Annotated in this window: 19 protein-coding genes; 13 read left to right on the top strand and 6 right to left on the bottom strand. The window is 44.8% G+C overall.

Features of this window, described 5'->3' with window-relative positions; genetic code table 11:
• Nucleotides 1–12: 12 nt before the first annotated feature.
• The 3 genes from ACMXI2_RS05115 to ACMXI2_RS05105 all read right to left on the bottom strand — a co-directional run bounded on the left by ACMXI2_RS05115 (nt 13) and on the right by ACMXI2_RS05105 (nt 1,759).
• Nucleotides 13–615 (bottom strand): RNA polymerase sigma-70 factor, encoded by a 603-nt coding sequence (locus ACMXI2_RS05115; protein WP_483780626.1) that lies wholly within the window; start codon nt 613–615, stop codon nt 13–15.
• A 189-nt stretch (nt 616–804) separates the two neighbouring features.
• Nucleotides 805–1,161 carry a hypothetical protein gene (locus ACMXI2_RS05110; protein WP_483780625.1) on the bottom strand — a complete coding sequence of 119 codons (357 nt, stop codon included), beginning with the start codon at nt 1,159–1,161 and terminating at the stop codon, nt 805–807.
• A gap of 184 nt (nt 1,162–1,345) precedes the next feature.
• Complete coding sequence (locus ACMXI2_RS05105) at nt 1,346–1,759, bottom strand: DoxX family protein (protein WP_483780624.1); 414 nt, start codon at nt 1,757–1,759, stop codon at nt 1,346–1,348.
• Nucleotides 1,760–1,886: 127 nt separating this feature from the next.
• Here ACMXI2_RS05105 and ACMXI2_RS05100 point away from each other — a divergent pair, with 127 nt between their 5' ends.
• A complete protein-coding gene (locus ACMXI2_RS05100) occupies nt 1,887–3,794 on the top strand; it encodes an AAA domain-containing protein (RefSeq protein WP_483780623.1) in 1,908 nt (635 codons plus the stop codon).
• Here ACMXI2_RS05100 and ACMXI2_RS05095 read toward each other — a convergent pair.
• Nucleotides 3,781–4,704 carry an alpha/beta fold hydrolase gene (locus ACMXI2_RS05095; RefSeq protein WP_483780622.1) on the bottom strand — a complete coding sequence of 308 codons (924 nt, stop codon included), beginning with the start codon at nt 4,702–4,704 and terminating at the stop codon, nt 3,781–3,783. The genes ACMXI2_RS05100 and ACMXI2_RS05095 overlap by 14 nt on opposite strands.
• A 195-nt stretch (nt 4,705–4,899) precedes the next feature.
• Here ACMXI2_RS05095 and ACMXI2_RS05090 point away from each other — a divergent pair, with 195 nt between their 5' ends.
• A complete protein-coding gene (locus ACMXI2_RS05090; protein ID WP_483780621.1) occupies nt 4,900–5,349 on the top strand; it encodes a KTSC domain-containing protein in 450 nt (149 codons plus the stop codon).
• A 74-nt stretch (nt 5,350–5,423) separates the two neighbouring features.
• On the opposite strand, the gene ACMXI2_RS05085 is transcribed toward ACMXI2_RS05090, so the two are convergent.
• Nucleotides 5,424–6,326, bottom strand: coding sequence for an AraC family transcriptional regulator (locus tag ACMXI2_RS05085; RefSeq protein ID WP_483780620.1), 903 nt, complete (start codon nt 6,324–6,326; stop codon nt 5,424–5,426).
• Nucleotides 6,327–6,583: 257 nt separating this feature from the next.
• Here ACMXI2_RS05085 and ACMXI2_RS05080 point away from each other — a divergent pair, with 257 nt between their 5' ends.
• The 10 genes from ACMXI2_RS05080 (at nt 6,584) to ACMXI2_RS05035 (ending at nt 21,103) form a co-directional block, all read left to right on the top strand.
• Nucleotides 6,584–7,468, top strand: a complete 885-nt coding sequence (locus tag ACMXI2_RS05080; protein WP_483780619.1) for a sugar phosphate isomerase/epimerase family protein — start codon at nt 6,584–6,586, stop codon at nt 7,466–7,468.
• A 20-nt stretch (nt 7,469–7,488) separates the two neighbouring features.
• Entirely contained in the window at nt 7,489–8,655 is a 1,167-nt protein-coding gene (locus ACMXI2_RS05075; protein WP_483780618.1) for a mandelate racemase/muconate lactonizing enzyme family protein, read from the top strand.
• A gap of 25 nt (nt 8,656–8,680) precedes the next feature.
• Nucleotides 8,681–9,169, top strand: coding sequence for a VOC family protein (locus ACMXI2_RS05070; protein WP_483780617.1), 489 nt, complete (start codon nt 8,681–8,683; stop codon nt 9,167–9,169).
• On the top strand, nt 9,166–10,116 hold the full coding sequence (locus tag ACMXI2_RS05065; protein ID WP_483780616.1) for a 2-hydroxyacid dehydrogenase: 951 nt from the start codon (nt 9,166–9,168) through the stop codon (nt 10,114–10,116). Before ACMXI2_RS05070 ends, ACMXI2_RS05065 begins: the two co-directional genes overlap by 4 nt.
• Nucleotides 10,117–10,168: 52 nt before the next feature.
• Nucleotides 10,169–11,041: a ThuA domain-containing protein gene (locus ACMXI2_RS05060; RefSeq protein WP_483780615.1), complete on the top strand. Its 873-nt coding sequence runs from the start codon at nt 10,169–10,171 to the stop codon at nt 11,039–11,041.
• Between the two features lie 38 nt (nt 11,042–11,079).
• The gene (locus tag ACMXI2_RS05055) at nt 11,080–14,268 is read left to right on the top strand and encodes a PVC-type heme-binding CxxCH protein (RefSeq protein ID WP_483780614.1); all 3,189 of its coding nucleotides are present in this window, start codon (nt 11,080–11,082) and stop codon (nt 14,266–14,268) included.
• 384 nt (nt 14,269–14,652) lie between these two features.
• Nucleotides 14,653–17,790, top strand: coding sequence for a SusC/RagA family TonB-linked outer membrane protein (locus ACMXI2_RS05050; protein ID WP_483780613.1), 3,138 nt, complete (start codon nt 14,653–14,655; stop codon nt 17,788–17,790).
• 28 nt (nt 17,791–17,818) lie between these two features.
• Nucleotides 17,819–19,321: a RagB/SusD family nutrient uptake outer membrane protein gene (locus ACMXI2_RS05045; RefSeq protein ID WP_483780612.1), complete on the top strand. Its 1,503-nt coding sequence runs from the start codon at nt 17,819–17,821 to the stop codon at nt 19,319–19,321.
• 409 nt (nt 19,322–19,730) lie between these two features.
• Nucleotides 19,731–20,327, top strand: a complete 597-nt coding sequence (locus ACMXI2_RS05040; RefSeq protein ID WP_483780611.1) for a methyltransferase domain-containing protein — start codon at nt 19,731–19,733, stop codon at nt 20,325–20,327.
• 41 nt (nt 20,328–20,368) lie between these two features.
• A complete protein-coding gene (locus ACMXI2_RS05035; protein WP_483780610.1) occupies nt 20,369–21,103 on the top strand; it encodes a YoaK family protein in 735 nt (244 codons plus the stop codon).
• 45 nt (nt 21,104–21,148) lie between these two features.
• Here ACMXI2_RS05035 and ACMXI2_RS05030 read toward each other — a convergent pair whose 3' ends face one another.
• Nucleotides 21,149–21,856 carry a Crp/Fnr family transcriptional regulator gene (locus ACMXI2_RS05030; protein ID WP_483780609.1) on the bottom strand — a complete coding sequence of 236 codons (708 nt, stop codon included), beginning with the start codon at nt 21,854–21,856 and terminating at the stop codon, nt 21,149–21,151.
• Nucleotides 21,857–22,020: 164 nt separating this feature from the next.
• On the opposite strand from ACMXI2_RS05030, the gene ACMXI2_RS05025 reads away from it, so the two are divergent.
• On the top strand, nt 22,021–22,635 hold the full coding sequence (locus ACMXI2_RS05025) for a methyltransferase domain-containing protein (protein ID WP_483780608.1): 615 nt from the start codon (nt 22,021–22,023) through the stop codon (nt 22,633–22,635).
• The last annotated feature ends 62 nt before the right edge of the window (nt 22,636–22,697 follow it).

The following is a 22,697-nucleotide window of genomic DNA, read 5'->3' as shown; positions in this document are numbered from 1 at the left end:
TTTTAAAAAAAATTAAAAATTAAGGGCAGCATCCAGCAGGATGATAAGACACAGATGATGACCCAGCACCATTCTCAGCTGCCGGAGGGCTTTGGTGAGATGATTTTCCACTGTTTTATGGGAGATGTTCAGTGTACTGGCAATGTCGGTAACAGAGAGATGTTCATGACGGCTCATCCTGAATACCTGCTGGCATTTTTCCGGCAGCCGCGATACTTCTTTCTCCATTGTATTTTTCAGATCGGTGGCTGCCATGTTTTCCTCGTTGGAATTATCGGATTGCTGTTCCGGCAATTGCGCAAACTGGTGGATATAGGTTTTGCGGATACGGTCTGATTTGAGATAGTTGAGTAACTGGTATTTTACCGCAGTAAATAAATAAGCGGAGAGGGAATGTGTGAGTTGTAGTTGTTCGTGTTTTTTCCAGAGAGAGAAAAATACTTCCTGGATGATTTCTTCAGCTACCTCTTTACTTTTTAACCTGTTGTATACATATCCATATAAACGGGGCCAATATTCGTTGTAGATGGCCTCATATGCACCCATATCACCTTCTTTCAGTAAGGCTAATATGTGAGATTCATCTGATTGATTATATTTTTTTATAATGTTCAATATTTTCGCTTATTCAGATGTTATAAACATAAACAAACGAAAAAAATACCAATTATCATAATAATAACCTGATATTTTATGTTAGAACACTTAAATAAATCGATTTTTTATAGATAACATGTTAAGTAACATGATAAAATGGCGATTCTTTATTTTAGATATTGCCGTACTGATCTTTTACAAATATTTTTAACGGGAAAGGATATAAGCTACCAGCGCCATAGCGGTGATGCCTGCCACATCATTCCACCGGAAAGGGGATGTTTGCCGGTTGTTATTTATATTATAGTGGTAGTGAGATGGGTACGCCTCATATATAAAGCTCCTGCTGCTGCTGCTATCCTTTACGGCAGGCAGGTACTGTTGCCATTGCCACTGTTTATTATTGGTAGCTTCGCCAAAGGAACCGGTTTTAGGCGCCGGCAGCAGCAACATTCCCTTCTTCCCGGCGAGGGCGCTGCTGTCCTGCGCAGCTGCGGCCAAAGTAACGCCCACGGCCAAACAGGCGGTGAACACGGTAATTTTCAACTTATCTGGTAATAGCATGGTGATAGTCCTCCTATATGCGGGACGCATGGAATTTGCCATTCCCCTATCCGCAGGGGAATTTTTTTCCAGCACCCATAACAAAAAGCCTTTGTACTGCCTTTTCCACCAATGTATCTACTGCTGCTTTGTTATCGGCCGAGAGGCACATAATAGCTTCATTTACTATGGATTACAGATAACGTTACGCCTGGCTGTTTTGTACCGGGAAAACCATGCGCAGCGCAGGAATACGTAAGAAAAGACTTACCCACACCAGGATACCGAATACGATCGGGAAATAGTTTGGTTCGTTAACCCTTGTCATGATAGCTACGGCGCCGCCGAGGTAAGCGGTGATCAGTGCAGCGCCCAGTACGGCCGTACGTGGAATGGCATAGAGAATAGTAGCGATGAGCAATACAATACCGATACCCTGTACCTGTTCTGCCGGCCAGCCCAGCTTCACACTGCCTTCCATTGAATAGATGTTCTTAATTACTTTCATGATGGCATCCACCAGCAGAAAGAGTACACAAAGAACGGTGATTACCCAACCGGTAATATTAGCTGCTTTAGAAGGAGCTTTTTTATTCAGATAAATTGTTTGCGCTTCCATATAGGTTGTTTTTATGTTGTTTGATTGACGATACAAACTTACCGGCATTTGTGTGCATTTCTGCTGGGCGAATACGACATTCTTAATGGTTGATTGCGACAATTCAGGAACAACTTACCTTTGCGTCATGGATTATTTCAAAAAGCAGCTTGATTTATTAAAAACAGAGCGGGAAGAAGACCGGAAATCATACAAACAAATGACGGAATCCACGTCTGTAGCAGATCGCAGGGCAAATGGACTTACCTGGTACCCGATTGCCATCAGGGGATCAGAAATGAGCCGGGGAGATTACCTGACCGTGGAAGCAGAACGCACCACCCACCAGGACCTGCCGCATCAGTTGCGTTTTGGCGCTTCTGCCGTTTTATTTTCCAATCATGATCCAAAGCAGGACCATCTTGAAGGTACCATCACTTACCAGGGCGGCAACCGCCTGAAAATCACCCTGCGCACCGACGAGCTGCCGGAATGGGCCAGCGATGGTAAACTGGGCATCGATGTGCTTTTTGACGACAACAGTTATGATGAAATGCAAAACGCGCTGAAACAGGCGGACGCATTGCAGGATAAAGAGCCGGAAGGACGGCTGATAAAAATACTGACCGGGGAAAAGAAGCCCGTATTTCACCCTGATATAACTCCTTATGTAAATCCCGCGCTGAATGCTTCCCAGCAATCGGCGGTTAATAAAATACTCTCCGCCGGTGATCTGGCTATAGTACACGGTCCGCCGGGAACCGGTAAAACCACCACCCTGGTACAGGCCATTAAAGCGCTGATCAAACAGGAACAGCAACAGATACTCGTGGTAGCGCCCAGCAATACCGCCGTGGACCTGCTCAGCGAAAAACTGTCGGATGAAGGGCTGAATGTGTTGCGGGTAGGTAATCCGGCGCGCGTATCAGAGCGGCTGATGTCGCTCACACTCGACAGCAAAGTATCCGAGCATGCCAGCATCAAAGAAATCAAGCGCCTGAAGAAACAGGCCAATGAATTCCGCGACATGGCGCATAAATACAAACGTAACTTTGGCAAAGCGGAAAGGGACCAGCGGAAAGCCTTGTTTGACGAGGCCCGCAAGATCATGAAAGAAGTGGGTAATACCGAGCAATATATTATTGATGACCTGATCTCCAAAGCGCAGGTGATCACCGCCACGCTCGTGGGCGCGAATCATTATACCGTGAAAAATTTAAAGTACCACACGGTGGTAATAGATGAAGCGGGGCAGGCATTGGAACCCGCCTGCTGGATTCCCATCCTGAAAGCGCAGAAGGTGATCCTCGCGGGCGATCATTGCCAGCTGTCGCCCACCGTAAAATCGGACGAAGCCGCCCACAAAGGACTCAGCACTACCCTGCTGGAGAAATGCACTACCCTTCACCCGGAAAGCGTAACCCTGCTGGAAGAGCAGTACCGCATGCATGCTACCATCATGGGATATTCTGCCAGCATCTTTTATGAAGATAAACTAAAGGCACACGCCTCTGTTGCCGGACACCTGCTGTTTTCTGAAGATAACCCGCTCAGCTTTGTAGATACCGCCGGTTGCGGTTTTGATGAAAAGCTGGATGGCACCAGCACCACCAACCCGGAAGAAGCTGTATTTTTATTTAAACATCTTACCCGGCTGGTCACCGCACTGGGAGAACATTACCAGCCGAAAGACTTTCCAACGGTGGCGGTTATATCTCCCTATAAACAACAAATACAATTATTAAAAGAACAACTGCACCACTCCCCGCTGTTACAGCCCTATGCAGACAAAATATCTGTAAACACCATCGATAGTTTCCAGGGACAGGAGCGTGATATTGTATACATCAGCATGACGCGCAGCAACACGGAAAATAAAATAGGCTTCTTATCAGATATCCGCCGGATGAATGTGGCGATGACCCGCGCCCGTAAGAAGCTGGTGGTGATAGGCGACAGCGGCACCCTTTCCCAGCTTGGGTTTTATGCTGACTTTATCACTTATGCAGCGCACAAAAACGCTTACCAGAGCGCCTGGGAATTTATGGATGTGTAACGCTGGCTGTCATTACCTTTTCCAATACCTGGAAAAACGCGGGTTGTTGTTCAAACATCGGAAAGTGGCCCGAAGCCTGGATCCAATGCAGTACTATATCCGGCCGGATGATTTTTAGTTCGTAAGTATAGAAAGCCAGTGGGTCCTGGCGGCTGCCAATCACGGTTACCGGCCCTTTATATTGCGGCAGGTTTTTACTGAGATCAAAATGTACCCGCTGCAGGTCCGACACCATCAGCGTTTGCATGCGGCCATTGGGTTTTGCGACATAAATTTTCGCCATGAGGCTGTCGATGTCCGCTTTGTTGTAAATGTATGCCAGTCGTACGGTACGGTTATACAGCGCACTATCCGCACCATTTGCCTTCCCTCCTTCTATCTTTTTGCCCAGCGAGTCCATTACAACCAGGTCGGACACTCCCAGCCGCCCGCGCAGGTTGTTCATATGCGTGGTCATGAAACCGGCCGAGAACTTATAATAGCCGGGATTTGCCAGCACCAGTGCGCGTACCTTTTCCGGGTGGGCAGCTGCATAGCTCATTGCCAGCATAGCGCCCCAGGAATGGCCGTAAACAATGGCTTTATTGATACCCTCCTTCTGTAGCAGCCGTTCTATATCCTCCACGGCGGCTTTGAGGTTGATAGTGGTAGAATCGAACGGTACGGGGATAGACAAGCCGGTGCCCCGTTGCTCCGGCAAAATGGCCCTGTAATGCTTTCCCAGCTCAATCGCCACTTCTTCCTGCTGCAGGCAGGAATTGCCGGGACCACCGGACAGCACTATTACCGGGCTACCTTTGCCATAAACGTGATAATAAAGCCAGCCGTTGGGATATTTCAGGGAGTCCAATTGCTGTGCATGGATGGGCAGGCAATACAGCAACATGGCTAACAATAACAATAGTTTCATAAGATGGTTTTTCAACATTAAAATAGGGGATTTTATGCATATAGTGCGCTAATACCCCTGGAAGCCGCCACTGCAAAGACTAAATAAATCCTTGCCGGGAGCTTAAAAAAGCGTAACTTTGCCCGTTTTTCGGGGTAAGATAAATGGTAGCCTGCTCATAATGATCAGCCTGTTTATTTTTTGAATAAATACATTATGAGTAAAATAGTTGATTACAGGAAGTTACTGGGCGTTACCAAAACTACTGAAGTAAAAGAATTAAAAACGATCTACAGGAATTTAATGAAGGAGTGGCATCCTGATAAATTTGAGGGCCTGGCAGAAGAACAGAAACTGGAAGCGGAAGCAAAGAGTAAAGAGTTGATTGAAGCTTATCATTTTTTAGTGAGCATAGCGCCCGAAACAATTGCCGCTGCTTTACCGCAATATACAGCCACCATTTCTGCTTCTACACTGGTGGATTTCTCCTACCAGAAACAGACGCTCCAGCTTCACTTTGAAGATGGCAGCAGCTATGAATACCTCGACGTTCCGAAAGCATTATACATTAAGCTGATTAACTCCGATACGCCGGGCAGATTTTGCCGCAGGCATATTTACCATGAGTTTGTGTATCGTAAGGTGAGCAAGGCGGTTGAAGCGTAGTATTGCTTCCCCTGTTTAGATTGCCCGGATGATGAAACTGGCAGATTACCTGCTATTGGCGTCAAAGGAACAACTTAACTCCCTGTAGGCCGGAAACTCGGTGTGCTTACATTACTTTCTATAAATGCCTTGCGGTATTCCCTGGGAGATTTTCCCTGGTAGATTTTGAACTGCCTGTTAAAGTAGGAAACATTGTCAAAACCGCAGGCATAGCATATTTCAGAAATACCATTTTCTGTGCCTATTAACAACTTTGTAGCATGACTAATCCTTATCTCATTTACAAATTGTGAGAATGTTTTAGTGGTCCTTTTTTTGAAGTAGCGGCAAAACGCGGCTTCATTCATACAGGCAAGAGATGCGGCAGATTTGCTATCTACATGATTAGGGTAATTTTCCAATACATACTTAAATATGGGTTCTAATTTTTTTGAATCTGCGTCCTTATAACGTGTTTTCCCGGGATCATCTGTTAGTAGCTGCACACTCTCCCTGCCCTGTAATGACAATTCATCCAGGATCTGTAAAAGTATGATCAGGTTTTTCATTTGCTGATTGGCCTGAAATTGAAAAAACAAGGCATTAACAGCAGCCGATATTTTATTAAATTTTATTCCATACTGGGATAACTGCATCAGTTCTTTTATCTTTCTCAATTCCAGTTTTTCGAAAAAATCCTTACCAACAAAATCTTCTGTAAACTGTACGATAATAGCATGCGCTATTTCGTCGGCGCCAACAGGTGAACTATTATTGCAGAAGCAATGGACCAAACCCGGCCCGAACATATAAATTTCTCCTTCATTGTAATTCATCACCTTGTTTCCTGCATACATTCTGCCCGCACTTTTTACAATCAGGATTAATTCGTGCCCATGATGAAAATGAAATGTATTCGTGAACCGGGGTTGACAGAATTCTTTAATTACGAAACTGGCATCTTCCGGAGTAGAAATGTGTCGGTAAGAAACTTTCATAACGTCTTTATCTTTAGTACACTATTTATTTTCTAAAGCAAAAAAACAGGAATATGGTAAATATAGTATTGATATCTTGCAAATGAAGTACTTTTATTTCAATGGAAGTCTGAATAAGTTTGTGAAACAATGATTTTTTTAAAAAACGTTCCCGTCATGAAACCAACAAGTTTGTGCCATACTGTTGTCCATTCTTCTATGATGGACAAATAAATCACCTGCAAATACATTATTCCACTTTTATATATTAATGCGTTATGGAACTAGGGATACATAATTGGATGCGGTCTGAAACGATAGAAACTACCATGCGGAGAGTTGCTGCGCTGGGATATACCCAACTTGAAATTGCCGGAACACCCGAACATTATGATACGAAGCAACTAAGAAAACTAATGCAGGAATATAGTTTGTCCTGCTGGGGAGCTGTAACACTGATGTTGGGAGACCGTAACCTGCTTGCCAGGGATGAGGCGCAGCGCGCAAGGTCGGTGCAGTATGTAAAGGACGTAATAAAAATGGTAAAGGAACTGGATGGCCATATGGTAGCTGTTGTACCATGTACAGTTGGAAAAATTGTGCCTGACGGACGGCCTGACGAAGAATGGAAATGGGCCGTTAATGCGCTGAAAGAAATTTACGACTACAGCGAGGCTTCCGGCATCCGGATAGGCATTGAACCCATCAACAGGTTTGAAACCTATTTCATTAACAGGGCCGATCAGGCACTGGCGCTGGCAGAGGCAGCAGGACCCAATTGTGGCGTTTGCCTGGATACCTTTCACATGAATATCGAAGAGGCAGATATGTTTGAGGCGATTAAAAAGGCAAAGGGGAAACTGGCAGGTTTTCATGTGGCGGATAACAACAGGATGGCGCCCGGAATGGGTCACCTCAACTGGAGGAAGATCATCGATACACTGAAGGAAATAAACTATAATGAAGTGCTTTCCGTAGAATTTTGTGCATCACTGGATCGTACGCCGGCCAATCCGTACCCGGATTCAATTGAAGAAAACCCGGAAAACCTATCTGCTGAGCAGGCGAAATTCCTGGTAGACCACGGCAGCGCTTCTGTTACAGAAGCGTTTTATACTATGCTCACCACTCAATCATTTAATACTTTATCAAAACTTATTTAAAAGAAGTCAACTGCTAACAGATGAAAATAGCTAATGTAGAGGCATTTTGGTTGCGCTGTCCGGTTCCCAAAGAAAAACAACATACTTCAGACTATGGATTGCTGGCCAATTTTGACATGACGCTTGTTGTGATAACTACAGATGACGGTCTTCAGGGGTTTGGAGAAGCCAAAGCAGCGGTTGGATCTTCGGGCGTGTGTGCTTCCATTGTAAATTGTATTGAAAATGAACTGAAGCCTGCTTTACTGGGTAAGGATGTCAAAGATATTTCCCGTTTATGGGAGGAGATGTACAACGGCACACGGGATCACTATGCGTTGTTGAGAGGGCGGAAATTTCCTATCCTCGGCAGAAGAGGCCTTACCATATCAGCCATGAGCGGCATTGATACCGCCTTGTGGGATCTGAAAGGAAAAATGCTGCAGGTTCCGGTAATGGATTTGCTCGGTGGCGCCTGCAGGGATAAGATGCCGGCATACGCAAGTGGTGGCTGGGCAGATGCAGACAACATTGGCGCACAACTGAAAGGCTATGTAGATAAAGGATTTGGGAGTGTTAAGATGCGCGTTGGCGTGATGGACCAGACAGTACAAAACAGTATTGAAAGGGTAAAAGCCGCGAGGGCGGCTATAGGGCCGGATATAAAATTGATGGCCGACGCGCACGGTACCTTTAGTGTTCCGGAAGCGAAGCAATTTTGCCGTGGAGTAGCAGACTGTAACCTGTACTGGTTTGAAGAACCCATCAGTCCTGATAATAAAAGAGGGACCGCAGAAGTAAGGGCTTCCACACATATTCCTATCGCAGCAGGAGAAAGCGAATATACCAGTTTTGACATTAATGCACTGCTGGAAATAAGAGCAATTGATGTAATACAGCCGGATGCGGCTATCATTGGCGGTATTTCGGAGGCGGTGCGTGTGTCGCATCTCGCCAGCGTACATCAGCTGGAGCTGGCGCCGCATTGCTGGGGTTCTGCCTTTTCTTTTATGGCGGGACTGAACGTAGCATTTGCATCGCCTTCGGCCACTATTATTGAGTTCTCACTGGGAGGAAACCCTATGATGTATGAGCTGGTGAAGGAGCAGATTACCGTTACAAACGGCTCTATCCAGGCGCCCACAGCGCCGGGATTGGGTGTAAGCCCCGACTGGGATTTTGTACGGCAGTATAAACAAAAAGTTTAGAAGTGGTATTTGTAAATAACTATTTATGGCCAAAGCACTTAAAATTAATCACGTAACGCTGATTGTAGACAACCTGGAAAAAGCAGGTCATTTCTATCAGCATGAATTAGGCCTGGAGCCGCTTGCCGCCTTCCGGTTTGATTACCCTGTTATGTTTTTCAAGTTCAACGAAGAGCAGCAACTGCATATCTCTGAATGGGAAGACCATACTTCCTTCCGTGGGCATGTTTGTGTGCAGGTAGACGATTTCAGCAGTCTTTTTTTCCGTATGAAAGCACTCCATGCAATTGATATAAATCCCTGGGGAAAGGTGAGAAAACTGCCTGACGGCGCCATGCAGATGTTTGTGCGTGATCCTGCCGGTAACCTTGTGGAAATATCTTCCATACCAGGAGCTGAAGTAGACTCCCGGATATTTACCGATGAACTCTATGAAGAAGGGCTGTATGTTTCAAACAGAAATGACTTCAGAGGATACAGATCTGATGATGCCACTTTATATCACAACAAATGAGAAAAAACGTATTGTTGCTTGAAACCATTGCAGATGAAGCATTCGCCTTTCTTCAGCAGCATGTGAATGTATTCACAGGATACGATGAAGCCAGTTTAAACAAGATATTGAACAATGAGGACATCCATGCCATCATTACAAGAGGGAAAGGCCTGATCAATAAACCGCTCATAGATGCCTTCCCGCATTTACAGGTGGTAGCCAGGTGCGGCGTAGGATTGGATAATGTAGATGTAGCTGCAGCAACAGTAAGAAAGATCATGGTAATTAATGCACCGGGCAGTAACGCCGCAACTATTGCGGAGCATACCCTGAGCCTGATGCTGATGCTGATGCGCAATATGTATGAATCGGTTTCGCAAGTGAAACAAAACAACTGGAACTGGCGCAATCAATATACAGGAGATGAGCTGAGCGGCAAAACCCTGGGCGTGCTGGGGATGGGAAATATAGGAAAACGGGTAGCCCGGCTTGGAGAAGCTTTTGGGATGGAGGTGCTGTATTGGAGTAAATCTGTTCAGGACCTGCCTTATAAATATATGCCGATGGAAGATGTATTACGGTACTCAGATGTAGTTAGTCTTCACCTTCCTTTTAATAACGAAACAGGTAAGATCATAGGAGAAAAACAACTGCGTTTAATGAAACCTGGTTCACTATTGATCAATACGGCAAGAGGTGCACTTATTGACCATCCGGCATTATTACAGGCATTAAACTCCCGGGTGATTTCTGGTTTTGCTGCAGATGTATTGCCTGATGAGCCGCCGGTTGAGAGCCTCGATATTGTACATCATCCACGGGCAATCATTACGCCTCATACCGGCAGTCTTACTTCGGCCACCTATCAGCAGATATGCCTGCTCACCATCAATAATGTAGTGGCAGCGCTTACTGGCAGGAGCCCGGAACCTGGCAGCATCTATAACCGCAGTGCGTTGCGCTGACATATAGCCCGGTTGAATCGCATAAAAACGGTCATTAATAATCTTTGTTCAAATGAAAAAAAATTGCGTTTGCTTATTGTTTATGGTAAGCACCAGTATTACATGTACCGGCTTGCTCTTTGCGCAATCTTCCAAAGCGGTAAAAAAGCCACTGGTTGTTTTCGTGACCGGTGATCATGAGTACAGCAGCGAAGAAACCATGCCGGTAATCGCCGCCGCGCTGGAGAAAGATTACGGCATGAAAACGATCGTTCTCAAATCATCTCCTGATTATAACAGTGAAGAAAATATTCCGGGGCTTGAGGCATTAAAACACGCAGACCTGGCTGTTTTCTTCCTGCGTTGGCGGAGGCTTCCTCCCGAACAACTTGCCCATATAGATGCTTACCTGAAATCCGGCAAGCCTGTGATGGGTTTCCGTACAACCACTCATGCATTCCATTTTCCGGAGGGACATGCCAGTGAAAAATGGAATGCCTTTGGAGAATTTGCATTGAATGCACCTCCGGGATGGGGCGGCGCTGCCAAACATACCCACTATGGACATGAGAGCAGTACAGACGTACGCATCATACCTGAACAAGCCAACAATCTTATACTCACGGGCGTTGCAACGAATTTTCATGTTCGCTCGTGGCTGTACCGCGTTTTACCGGATTATCCGGTGAAAGGTTCTACCTGGTTACTGATGGGAAAGGCCGTCAACCCCGATAAAGAAGCTATTGAAAACCCCGTTGCCTGGACCGGCACCAATGCTTTCGGCGGACGGGTTTTTATGACCACCCTGGGCCACCCTGAAGATTTCAGACAGGAACCCTTTCAGCGCCTCGTAATCAATGCCATTCATTATGAGCTGGGACTCAAAGTTCCACGAAAATGGAAAGGCAACATGAATATCCAGGTTCCCTACCGCATAGCCAAATAAGTATACCACGTTTCCTGATTCAGCTAAATTTATCTAAGATGCCCAGACTATTAAAAACCGGCATTTATGCGCCTCTTATTCCCATAGTATTGGCGATAATGATACTTCATGCCTGTAAATCCGAAGTAGCCGCTCCGCTTACTATTTCCGGGACCTCCCATATATCCCTGATCGGTAACAACCTGGGATCGAGAATGATAAATTATGATAATTTTGAAACGGAGCTGTATCTCCGCTACCCGGAGTATAAACTACACATCCGCAATATGTGCGATGGTGGCGAAACGCCCGGCTTCCGGCCGCATGCCGGCAGGAACTCCCCCTGGGCATTTCCCGGTGCAGAGAAATTCCGTCCCGTACTGGACAGCCAGGTTCAAACAATAGAAGGCCCGAGCGAAGGGCACTTTGAGACGCCTGATCAATGGCTCACCAGGCTCAAAACAGATGTAATCATTGCCTTTTTCGGCTATAATGAATCATTTGATGGAAATGAAGGGTTGGATAATTATAAAGCAGAATTGGATGCGTTTATAAAATGGACGTTGAAGCAAAAATACAATGGCACCTCAGCGCCGCAACTGGCCATTGTTTCACCCATTGCTTTCGAAAATCTTTCTGACAAATATGATCTCCCCGATGGCAGGAAAGAAAATGAAAACCTTGCCTTGTATACCCAGGCGATGAAGGAAGTGGCCGCCCGTAATAATGTATTATTTGTTGATGCATTCACGCCTTCCAAAAAATGGTACCAGGATGCGAAGATGCCTTTGACTATCGACGGTTCACAACTGAATGAAGAAGGCTATAAAAAGCTGGGGCGTTTGCTGGCAGACCAGATCTTTGGAAATGCTCCCTCCGGGGCGGAAAGCAACAGAAAGCTGGTGCACGACGCCGTAATGGAAAAGAACTGGATGTGGCTCAACGACTATAAAATACCAAACGGAGTACATGTATTTGGTCGCCGGTATGATCCTTACGGACCGGATAATTATCCTGCAGAAATAGAAAAAATCCGCGAGATGACAGCGATCAGGGATACCGCAATCTGGCTCGCCGCTTCAAAAGGTGAGAAGATGGATATGGCGGCTGCCGATAAAAATACCAAAGTATTGCCCCCCGTTAAAACCAACTATAACCCTGCTAAAAATGGGAGCCTCCGGTATCTCAGCGGGCAGGAAGCAACAGGCAAGCTGAAGGTTCCACCGGGATACAAGGTTGAGCTTTTTGCTTCAGAAGAGCACTTCCCGGACCTGGCCAAGCCAATGCAGATGTCTTTTGATAATAAAGGCAGGCTATGGGTGGCGGTGATGCCGAGTTATCCTCATTATAAGCCGGGAGATGCCAAACCCAATGATAAAATTATTATTCTTGAAGATACAGACAATGATGGCAAAGCCGACAAAGAAACGGTATTCGCAGATAGCCTGCACCTTCCAATCGGTTTTGAAATAGCAGCAGAAGGAGTATATGTTGCCCAGGGGACCAACCTTAAATTGTTAACAGATACCGATGGTGATGATAAAGCAGACAAAACAGAGATCCTGCTCAGCGGATTTGACGATCATGATACACATCACAGCAGTCACGCATTTACAGTAGATCCTTCAGGAGCGATCTATTCCGGAGAAGGCGTCTTTCTTCATACACATATAGAAACTTCCTACGGAACTATTCGTGCATCCAACGGCGGCTTTTACAGGTATGACCCACGCCGCAGGAAACTGGAACGTACTGCACAGCTTTCTATTCCAAACCCCTGGGGCATTGCATTTGATGACTGGGGACAGCCATTCTTTGCAGAAACATCCAGCCCGGATGTACGTTGGATGCTTCCCGGAACCGTATTGCCCAGGTATGGTCAGGCTACGCATAAATCCATCCAGCTGATAGAAGATAAACATAAAGTACGGCCAACATCCGGTCTTGAATTCGTGTCCAGCCGGCATTTCCCGGATGACGTGCAGGGCGACTTCCTCATCAACAATACCATAGGATTCCTCGGAACAAAAGAACATACGCTGCAGGACGATGGAACAGGCTATAAAAGTCATCACCGTATGGACCTGCTGGTAAGCGGAGATCCCAATTTCCGGCCGGTAGACCTGGAGTTTGCTCCCGATGGATCATTATACGTGATCGACTGGCATAACATCCTGATCGGGCACATGCAGCATAATGCACGGGATCCGTTGCGGGATCACTCGCACGGGAGAGTATACCGCATTACCTATCCGTCGAGACCACTGGTGAAACCAGCAAATATAGCAGGAGCGCCAATAGAAGAACTCCTGGACAACCTTAAATTACCGGAGTACAGAACCCGCTACAGAACCCGCCGGGAACTGAGAGGACGCGATGCTTCAGCCGTACTTCCCAAACTGCAAACCTGGGTATCCCACCTGGATAAAAAAGATCCGCGGTATGAGCATCATTTACTCGAAGGACTTTGGGTGAGCTGGGGAATGAATAAAGTGGATCAGCCTCTTTTAAAACAGGTATTAACAGCCAGAGATTATCATGCAAGAGCTGCAGCAGTACAGGTGTTGCGGTATACAGGGCACCAGGTTCCGGACCAGGCAGAACTGTTAATGCAGGCAGCAGGAGATGAAAACAGCCGTGTACGCCTGATGGCTATCGTAGCCGCTTCATGGATTGGTAAGGAAAAAGGTCTGCCCATTTTAGCAGCAGCGAAAAAAATGCCATTGGATGAATGGATGATCCATGCGTATGAAACCGCAGTGGCACATCTCAATGGGGAAAATGTAAAAAAGGGAAAAGAGAAAGGGGGCAATACAAACCTGAAAGGCACAGACCTGGCACTGTTTAACCAGGGAAAGAAAATTTATTCTATAGAAGGATATTGTAAAACCTGTCATCAGTCGGACGGCAAAGGACTTCCTGATTCCGGCTTCCCTCCTCTTGCCGGCTCGAGGTGGGTAACAGGAAATGATGAACGGCTAATCAAGCTGGTGATGAAAGGGCTCTTAGGCCCGATAGAGATAAACAATAAAAAATATACCGGCCAGGTTCCCATGACGCCTTTTGGCGGGTTACTGAAGGATGATGAGATTGCCGCCGTGTTAACCTATGTCAGGAATTCATTCGGAAACAAGGGAACACCTGTTTCGCCGGACAAAGTAAAACAAATAAGGAAGGAGATAGAAAATAAAAAAGACTTCTATTCTTCCGAACAACTGCTTAAAGAGCATCCTATGGAAAAGAAATAACAGGTCCGGATCATTTATTTAAAGCGCAGGAGAAAACCGGCATGTTATTTCATCTTCCTGTTTTACGCTCTTCTGTTAATTTACTATATCACAAAGCGAAAATATTACAAGGAAGTTTCGCTTTGTATATTTAATATTGTTAGGATTTCTAACTACTATAAATAGTTACCGTAGCCACATCGATGTAACAAAAGCATTCAACCAAAAAATCATATTACTTAGGTAGCATTCACTGTACAACGACTTCAGCAGCACCCACATTATAACACGTTATTATCAGCACAGGCAGTCATTGCTACTGCCCGGGCATCTATCCATCTGTTACTTAACAAATGTTTCTGGAATAATAGGATACTATCAAATTAACCTAATAACATTTTTACTATGAAACAGTTTTCCACGGTGATTTTTAAAATGCCGGCATTGCGCCAAAAAATCATTTATGCCACCTTTGCCTTATTCATGGGAATAGTAATGCAGCTCCATGCAAAAAATCAGGCAACGCTTAATTATTCACCACCATCGCTCATGGATGTACGTGGTAAGGTTTTGGAAGAGAATGGTGTGGGCGTACCCGGGGTGAGCATTAAAGTAAAGAATGCCAATAAGGCGACAACAACCGATGGTGACGGGAACTTTAGCATCAAGGGTATTCCTGACGATGCAGTGCTGATCGTTTCTTATATCGGCTATGTTACCCAGGAGGTTAGTGTTACTTCTACGGATATGCTGATTAAACTTGTTCCGCAAATTAAAAAGATAGACGAAGTAGTGGTGGTAGGTTATGGAACAACTAAAAAATCAGATCTGACCGGGGCGGTTGGTACCGTTAAAGCTGAAACGCTGCAGGAACGTCCATCCTCCTCGTTAAACCAAAGTTTATCCGGCCGTGTATCCGGGGTGAACGTGTCTTCAAATTCAGGGCGGCCTGGTGGAAGAACCAACATCCGTATCCGTGGTTCCAGTTCCCTGAGCGTTTCCAATAACCCATTATATGTAATAGATGGTGTGATACTGAATCCGGTGGGTCTGAGGAATGGCAGTACGCCGATTGATTATATCAACCCCAATGATATTGCTTCCATCGAAGTACTGAAGGATGCTTCTTCCACAGCGATCTATGGAGCCAGGGGCGCCAATGGTGTTATCCTTGTTACCACCAAAAGAGGCACTTCTGCCGGTGGAAGGATCACCTATGATCCCGATTTCAGTATAGGTGTGTTGCCTAAAAAACTGGCGCTACTCAATTCAAAAGAATTTCTGGCCGTAGAAGACCTGGCTTATGCAAACGCTCAAAAATACGATCCCGTTGGATGGGCAACAGGAACAAAATACACCGATCCCAAAACCAAACGCACCAATCCCCAACTATTTGATTCACAGGGAAACCCTTTATATGATACAGACTGGCAGGATGAAGCATTTCAAAAAGCTTTTACGCAGAACCACCAACTTGGATTTACGGATGGCGACGAAAAAAGAAGCATAGGCGCTTTTTTAAATTACCGCAGCCAGGAAGGACTGGCGCGGGGCTCCTGGCAGGACCGGTATGCCGGCCGTGTGGTGTACGACAGCCAGATAAAGGACTGGTTAAAAATTGGCGGTACAATGAGCTATACGGATCAGCGGGAAAAACAGGTAGACCAACTTGATGGAGGCGGCATTACCATGATGCGCCAGGTATTGGAAGCGCTACCTATTATCCCCGTAAAATATGCCGACGGATCGTGGGCCAGCAACAGGGATTATCCGGGAATGGAGGGCGGCGATAATCCTTTAAGGGTATCCGCAGACAGGATCTCCATTTTGCACACACAAACGCTTCTTGGCAATATGTATACAAACATTCACCTGGCGCCGGGGTTGGAACTGAGATCGACAATTGGCGTTAATATCATTAACCAACGGGAAGATTATTTTGCTGCAAAAGGAATGCAATACATTTCTGACAATGGAAATGCATTCATTAATAATAACCGGTACAACTCCTGGCAGTTTGAGAACTACCTTACCTACAACAGGCAGTTTTCAAAAGTACATGCTTTAAATGCTATGGCAGGGGTATCCTGGCAACATATTGATCGCTTTGAAAACCAGGCGAGTACAGAGGGCTTCACAGACTCATACTACAAATACTACAATCTTGGTGCAGGATCCAGTCCCCAGCCTCCGTCTTCAATAGGAACGGCGAATGGATTGAACTCCTATTTTGGCCGTATCAATTATGGTTTCCGCAACAAGTATTTAGTCACCTTTACCGGCCGCCTGGATGGATCTTCCAAATTTGGAAGTGATAACCAGTTTGCTTTTTTCCCTTCTGCCGCACTTGCCTGGAGAGTAACAGAAGAAGACTTCATGAAGAGTATTGCTGCTATATCCAACTTAAAAATCCGTGCCAGCTATGGCGCCACAGGTAACTCTGAAATACCTGCCTACAGGGCGCTTGCGGGCATGGGAAATTATAGTGTAATTTTCAATGGCGCACGTAATTCCGGTGTTGGTATTGACCGTATTGCGAATCCCGGCTTACAGTGGGAAAAAACAAAACAGGTTGATTTCGGACTTGAACTCGGGTTATTTTCCAACAGGCTAAATCTCGAACTGGATCTGTACCGCAGAAAAGTGGATGGCATGTTGTTGGATGCTCCTTTACCATATACCAGCGGACGTGATAAAATTTTCTCCAATGTAGGAAGTATGGAAAACAGAGGAGTTGAGTTTGGGATCAATACAACCAACATTAAAACCGATCATTTTTCCTGGAATACTACCTTTAACATCTCCGTCAATAAAAACAAAGTACTTGCCTTAGCTAATGGCGATATATCCTCTGGTAATGGGATCATCAGGGTAGGCGAACCTGTTGGTTCTTTCTTCGGAAGGGTGCATCTCGGCACCTGGAGCAGCAAGGAAGCTGACGAGGCAAAGAAATACAATATGCTACCTGGTGATGTAAAATATAAAGATATCAACAATGACGGTATCATAAATGATCTGGACCGGACCATCATCGGGAAAGGCATACCTGACGGGTATGGCACCTTTCTGAACACCTTTCAATATAAATCCTGGTCGCTGACAGTAGACCTGCAGTTTATGTACGGCAACGATGTATTAGACAGAAGCATACATTCAGCCGAAGACAGGCAAGGCATTGCCAATAGCTATAAAACCGTGCTCAACGCCTGGACGGAAACAAACCAAAATACACCTATTGCGCAAATACGCCCTATCAACGCGTATTACACCACTAATAACGACAGCCACAAAGTAACGGACGGTTCGTTTATCCGTGGCCGTAATTTACTATTGGCATATACATTCCCATCCACAACAGTTTCTTCTTTAAAACTCAGCCGCCTGAGGGTATATGCCTCCGTGCAAAACTTCTTCCTGATCACGAAGTACAAAGGATACGATCCTGAAGTTTCCAATTCCAGCTCTCCTTTTGACCAGGGACTAACATTGTACGATTATCCAAAGCCACGGGTATTTATGCTGGGGGTGAACGTGGGGTTATAATTCATAATAAACTTCAAATGAAAAAACTATGAAAGCAACAATAATAAGATTCGGACTGCTGGTATTAACAACCGGTGCATTGTGGATAACCGGTTGCCGGAAATTTTTAGATGAAACAGATCCCAGCAACTATACAGAAGATACTTATTTTACAAAGCCCGAGCATGCAAGAAGTTCCGTAAACGCCATCTATGCCAGTTTACGGGATCCTATGGACGGCGGTTTCAACGGCGGCCCCTGGACCATGACAGAATTTGCTACCGGCCAGGCCGCCACTGATCTTGGACAGGCTGTTAACAGCTATTTTATAAAAGACCTGCACAACACTGCAGATAATGCCTACGGGGAGAATTACTGGAAAAATTACTATAAGGGTATCAGTAATGCCAATCTATCCATCGCCAAAATACCAGGCATTGCTATGGATGCAGCAGAAGCCAAAAGCCTGTTGGGTGAGGCTCACTTTTTACGGGCCTGGTATTATTTCAACCTGGTACAAATGTTTGGTAATATACCCTTAATTACTGAGCCCGTTGATTTGAAATCGGATCAGCTAAGGCCCATGCAGGCAGCTCCGGAAGATGTTTATAAATTAATTGTGGATGATTTAACAGCAGCGGAGAGCGCCGGATTACCCTGGAGAGATGCCAGCGGAAAAGTAACTTTGGGCGCTGTAAAATCATTGCTGGCAAAAGTGTATCTCACGATGGCCGGCTACCCTTTGCAAAAAGGAGCTGCTTATTTTGACCTGGCAGCGAAAAAAGCAGGAGAAGTATTGGATTCAAAACAATTCAGGCTATTTGACACTTATGGTGATTTGCATAATCCGGCAAAGAAAAATATAGAGGAAAACATTTTTATGATCCAATATAAAACACAGGTTATTCCCGGATCCTGGCAATCGCTCATTATTCCTTACAACAAGAATATCTCTGCCTATTCTGCTGAAACAGGAGGTATTTATGCAACGGCCGACTTTGTAAAATCATATGATGCTGCAGACCTGCGTGCCAAAGAAGGCCAGTTCTTTTTTACCGAATTCACCAACCAGGACAATAGAAACCTAAAGGTAAATCTGGGAGGATATTTTATATACAAGCTTTTTGACGTGACGGCACAAACAACCACTGCCAACAGCGATCTTAACTGGTCGCTGATCCGTTACGCCGATATATTGCTGGTGTATGCCGAAGCCGCCAATGAAGTAAGCGGTCCGGGCGCAAAAGTGTATGACGCGGTTAACCAGGTACGGGCAAGGGCAAAATTACCGGCACTGGCAGGGTTATCAAAAGATCAATTACGGGAATCCATCTGGCGGGAGCGTTGGTATGAGCTGTGTTTTGAAAATATCACCTGGTTCGATATGGCACGCCTTCGTAAAGCATTTAACATAAGTACCAAAGGCTTTGATAACTATGTAGGTCACAAGTTTTCTTACGGCCCGGTTCTAACGGAAAGAGAACTTCTATTTCCGATACCAAGTACGGAGCTGAGAAATAACCCCAATCTGATACCTACAAAAGGATATTAATTTGAAGGTACCAAATAGTTTAACCAATTCATCTTTCAGGAACTGCCTGCATCACCCCAAATTATTGCAGGCAGTTCCTGAAAAAAGGCCCCGGTTATAAACCAACTTATTGGGTGGAACAACCCAACGTATAAAACAGGTTGTAAGTCATTGGATTTACAACCTGTCTTTTTTTTTACACTTCCCTAAAACAGAAACCGGTAATAGCTCTTCCACGTTATCTTTTAAGTTACCCCCATATTCTCCCCAAAAGTGACTTTTTGCAATTTTTCAGCTGAAAAGTATCAATTAAAACGTAGGGATTTTCCCGTAACTTTGCCCCACAAATAATACTCCCGGAAGTTGTTTTTCCGGTTAACCTTTTTTGCTAATCAGCAACCTGTTCTTTCTAAAATAGTCAGCAATAAATATGGAAAATATTATATCCGGGCCAACGTGGTATGTGAGTGACGCGGCATTTGACTGGTTGTATCCCGAAAGAATACAACAATTATCAAAGCGGCACTGGACACCTGTAGAGGTAGCGAGAAAATCAGCCAAGTTCCTGGCTTCCGGAACCGGAAAGAGAATACTTGACATAGGGAGTGGTGTTGGTAAATTTTGCCTTATCGGGGCACATAAATTTCCGGAAGCTACATTTTATGGAGTAGAGCAACGAAAAGAATTGTATCATTTTGCGCAGGCTGCCAGGGAACGGACTGCATCACAGAATGTTGAATTTATCAACAGTAATTTTACACAGATAGATTTTAACGAATTTGATCACTTTTACTTTTATAATGCTTTCTTTGAAAACCTTGTTGATGAGGGACAAATAGATCAGGATACCGAATATTCCACGAGCCTGTATAACTATTATACACGTTATATGTTCAAAGGACTGGACAGCAAACCCAGTGGTACCAGGTTGGTGACATTTCATAGCCTGGAAGACGAAATCCCTCCCAGTTATCAGCTTGTAGATGCTACAGTAGATTTTCTTTTAAAAATGTGGATAAAAAGATAACCGGAAGATTACGCAGGGGGTGCCTGTGAAAATACTAACAGATGCTGCGTCATATAGGAAGAAAAAGAAACTACCGGCATAATTTACGGCTCGCCGTACTTTTATGCTTTACTGCCGGAGTAGTAAATGCAGCCGGTTTCTTTGCTTTTGCGGTGCTAACCACCAATGTAACCGGCCATGCGGCTTTGTTGGCGCATAAGTTGGCAACAGGCGACCTCCGGTCTGCACGAATGGTTGGTTTATGGCTGGTACTTTTTCTTGCCGGGGCGTTTTTCTCAAGTTTCTGTACCGGCAAAATAGGGCAGAACAAAAGATTTGGTTATGCAATACCTATCATATGCGAGATCATAATCCTTGTGCTGGTAGGCAGCTTTGGATCTACCTTTGATCATTCTATTATCAAAACAGAATACTTTGCCGGCAGCCTGTTATTTGCAATGGGAATGCAAAACGCTTTGGTATCCACAATTTCCGGGTATGTGGTTAGAACTACACACCTGACCGGCATGTTCACAGATCTTGGTATTGACCTGTACACATTGATATCTGCTTCCGGCAAAAGCGTTGCAACGGTCAGGAAAAAAATTATCCTGCGGCTTGTTATCATCACTTTCTTCCTGACAGGTGGAATTGCGGGGGGATATATGTTCCTGAAATTTAAGTATGTTACCTTTTATTTACCGGCTGCAGTGCTGGTTATTGCGATGTTCTATGACGCTTTCCGGGTGAGGTTATCCAAAATGGTACATCGTATCAGGATACAGGATAAAAAGTAGTTGACACAAGCAGCTGACGGTACATTGATTATTGATTGGCTGCATCTATTTATAATTGGCTATCTTAATCAATTTACCAACATCTTTTATCATAATTTTTCTTCCTTTTGTTTCCAGTATATTATCTTCCTTGAATTCAGTTAATACTCTTACGATATTTTCCCTGGCGGTGCCTACAAGACTGGCCAGGTCTTCACGGCTTATGTTTATTTCTATCGGCGCCCCTTCTACATAATTCTCCTTATATTTTTCCCGGATAACGATTAATTGCAGTGCCAGTCTTTCTCTTACGGTCTTCTGGGCGAACATGGTCAGGCTGTTTGCCAATACCGCAAATTCATGGCTTAAAGTTTTGAGCAGCCTGTTGTTCAGTAAAGGGGAATAGTCGAGCGCATTGAGGAAATCCTCTTTGGGAATGAATGCTATAGTGCTCTCTTCTATTACGGCTGCAGAGTCCGGATACCGGTCTTCCGATAAAATGGCGTGGTACCCGATCAGCTGCCCTGTATTGGCTAAGTAAATGATCTGCTCTTTACCGTCGTTATCAACTTTATACTTCTTGACCTTTCCTTTGGTTATATAAAATATGCCGGATGGATATGATCCTTCCCTGAAAAGCACTTCGTTTTTTTTATATATCTGCTCACTTTTATGAGCTACCAGCACCTCATAAACATCTGGCGGCAGGTCGGCAAGGATGGATTCACTCTTGAAATCCCATTTATCTATTGGAAATATACCCTTGATACTCATAGCACACGAAATTAACATTTTTAAAATTGATAAAACTCACTTTTTAGGGTGATAAATTTTACCGCAGCGATATTGAATGATAGATACCTTTGGGGCTATGACTGAAGCAGGGAGATAAAGTTATCTGCAAGTCAATATTTCAACTGTAAACCGTCGCATCATACATGTCATTAACATCATCAACTTCATTACGTGGACATTCAGATAAGTGGTTTGAATCAGATGCTAACTTTCATCATCTTTATCCCCTTTACATACAGGCACTGGCACAAAGGCACTGGACTCCCTTAAAGGTAGTTCAGAGAGCATCTAAATTCCTGGCTGCCGCACCGGGTGTGAAGATATTGGACATTGGCAGCGGGCCGGGTAAATTTTGCCTGGCAGGAGCCTACTACAACCCGGAAGCTTTCTTTTACGGCATTGAGCAGCGAAGTGACCTGGTACGTTATGCTTTCATTGCAAAAGAAATGGTGGGGCTTAACAATGTTACCTGCATGTATGGCAATTTAACGGAGCTGGACTTCAGCCAGTATGATCATTTTTACTTTTTCAATTCCTTTTATGAAAATCTTCCCGGCACTTACAAAATAGATGATAAACTAACTTATTCAAGGTCTTTGTATAATCAATATAACAGGTATCTGTATAACCAGCTCGAAAAAATGCCGGCGGGTACAAGGCTTGCCACCTACCACTGCGCCGAAACAGAGGCCCCGCATGGATATCATATTGTAGGTACGGATATAGACCATTTGCTAAAATTCTGGGTTAAGTTATAAAAGTTATCTTTAGATACTATACACCTACTTTCTGCCGGACAGTATACAAATCTTGTACAATA

Source organism: Chitinophaga sp. G7 BAM 1005 (assembly GCF_057126945.1).
Note: the sequence above shows the minus strand (reverse complement) of the source record. Positions and strands in the feature narration are given on the sequence as shown.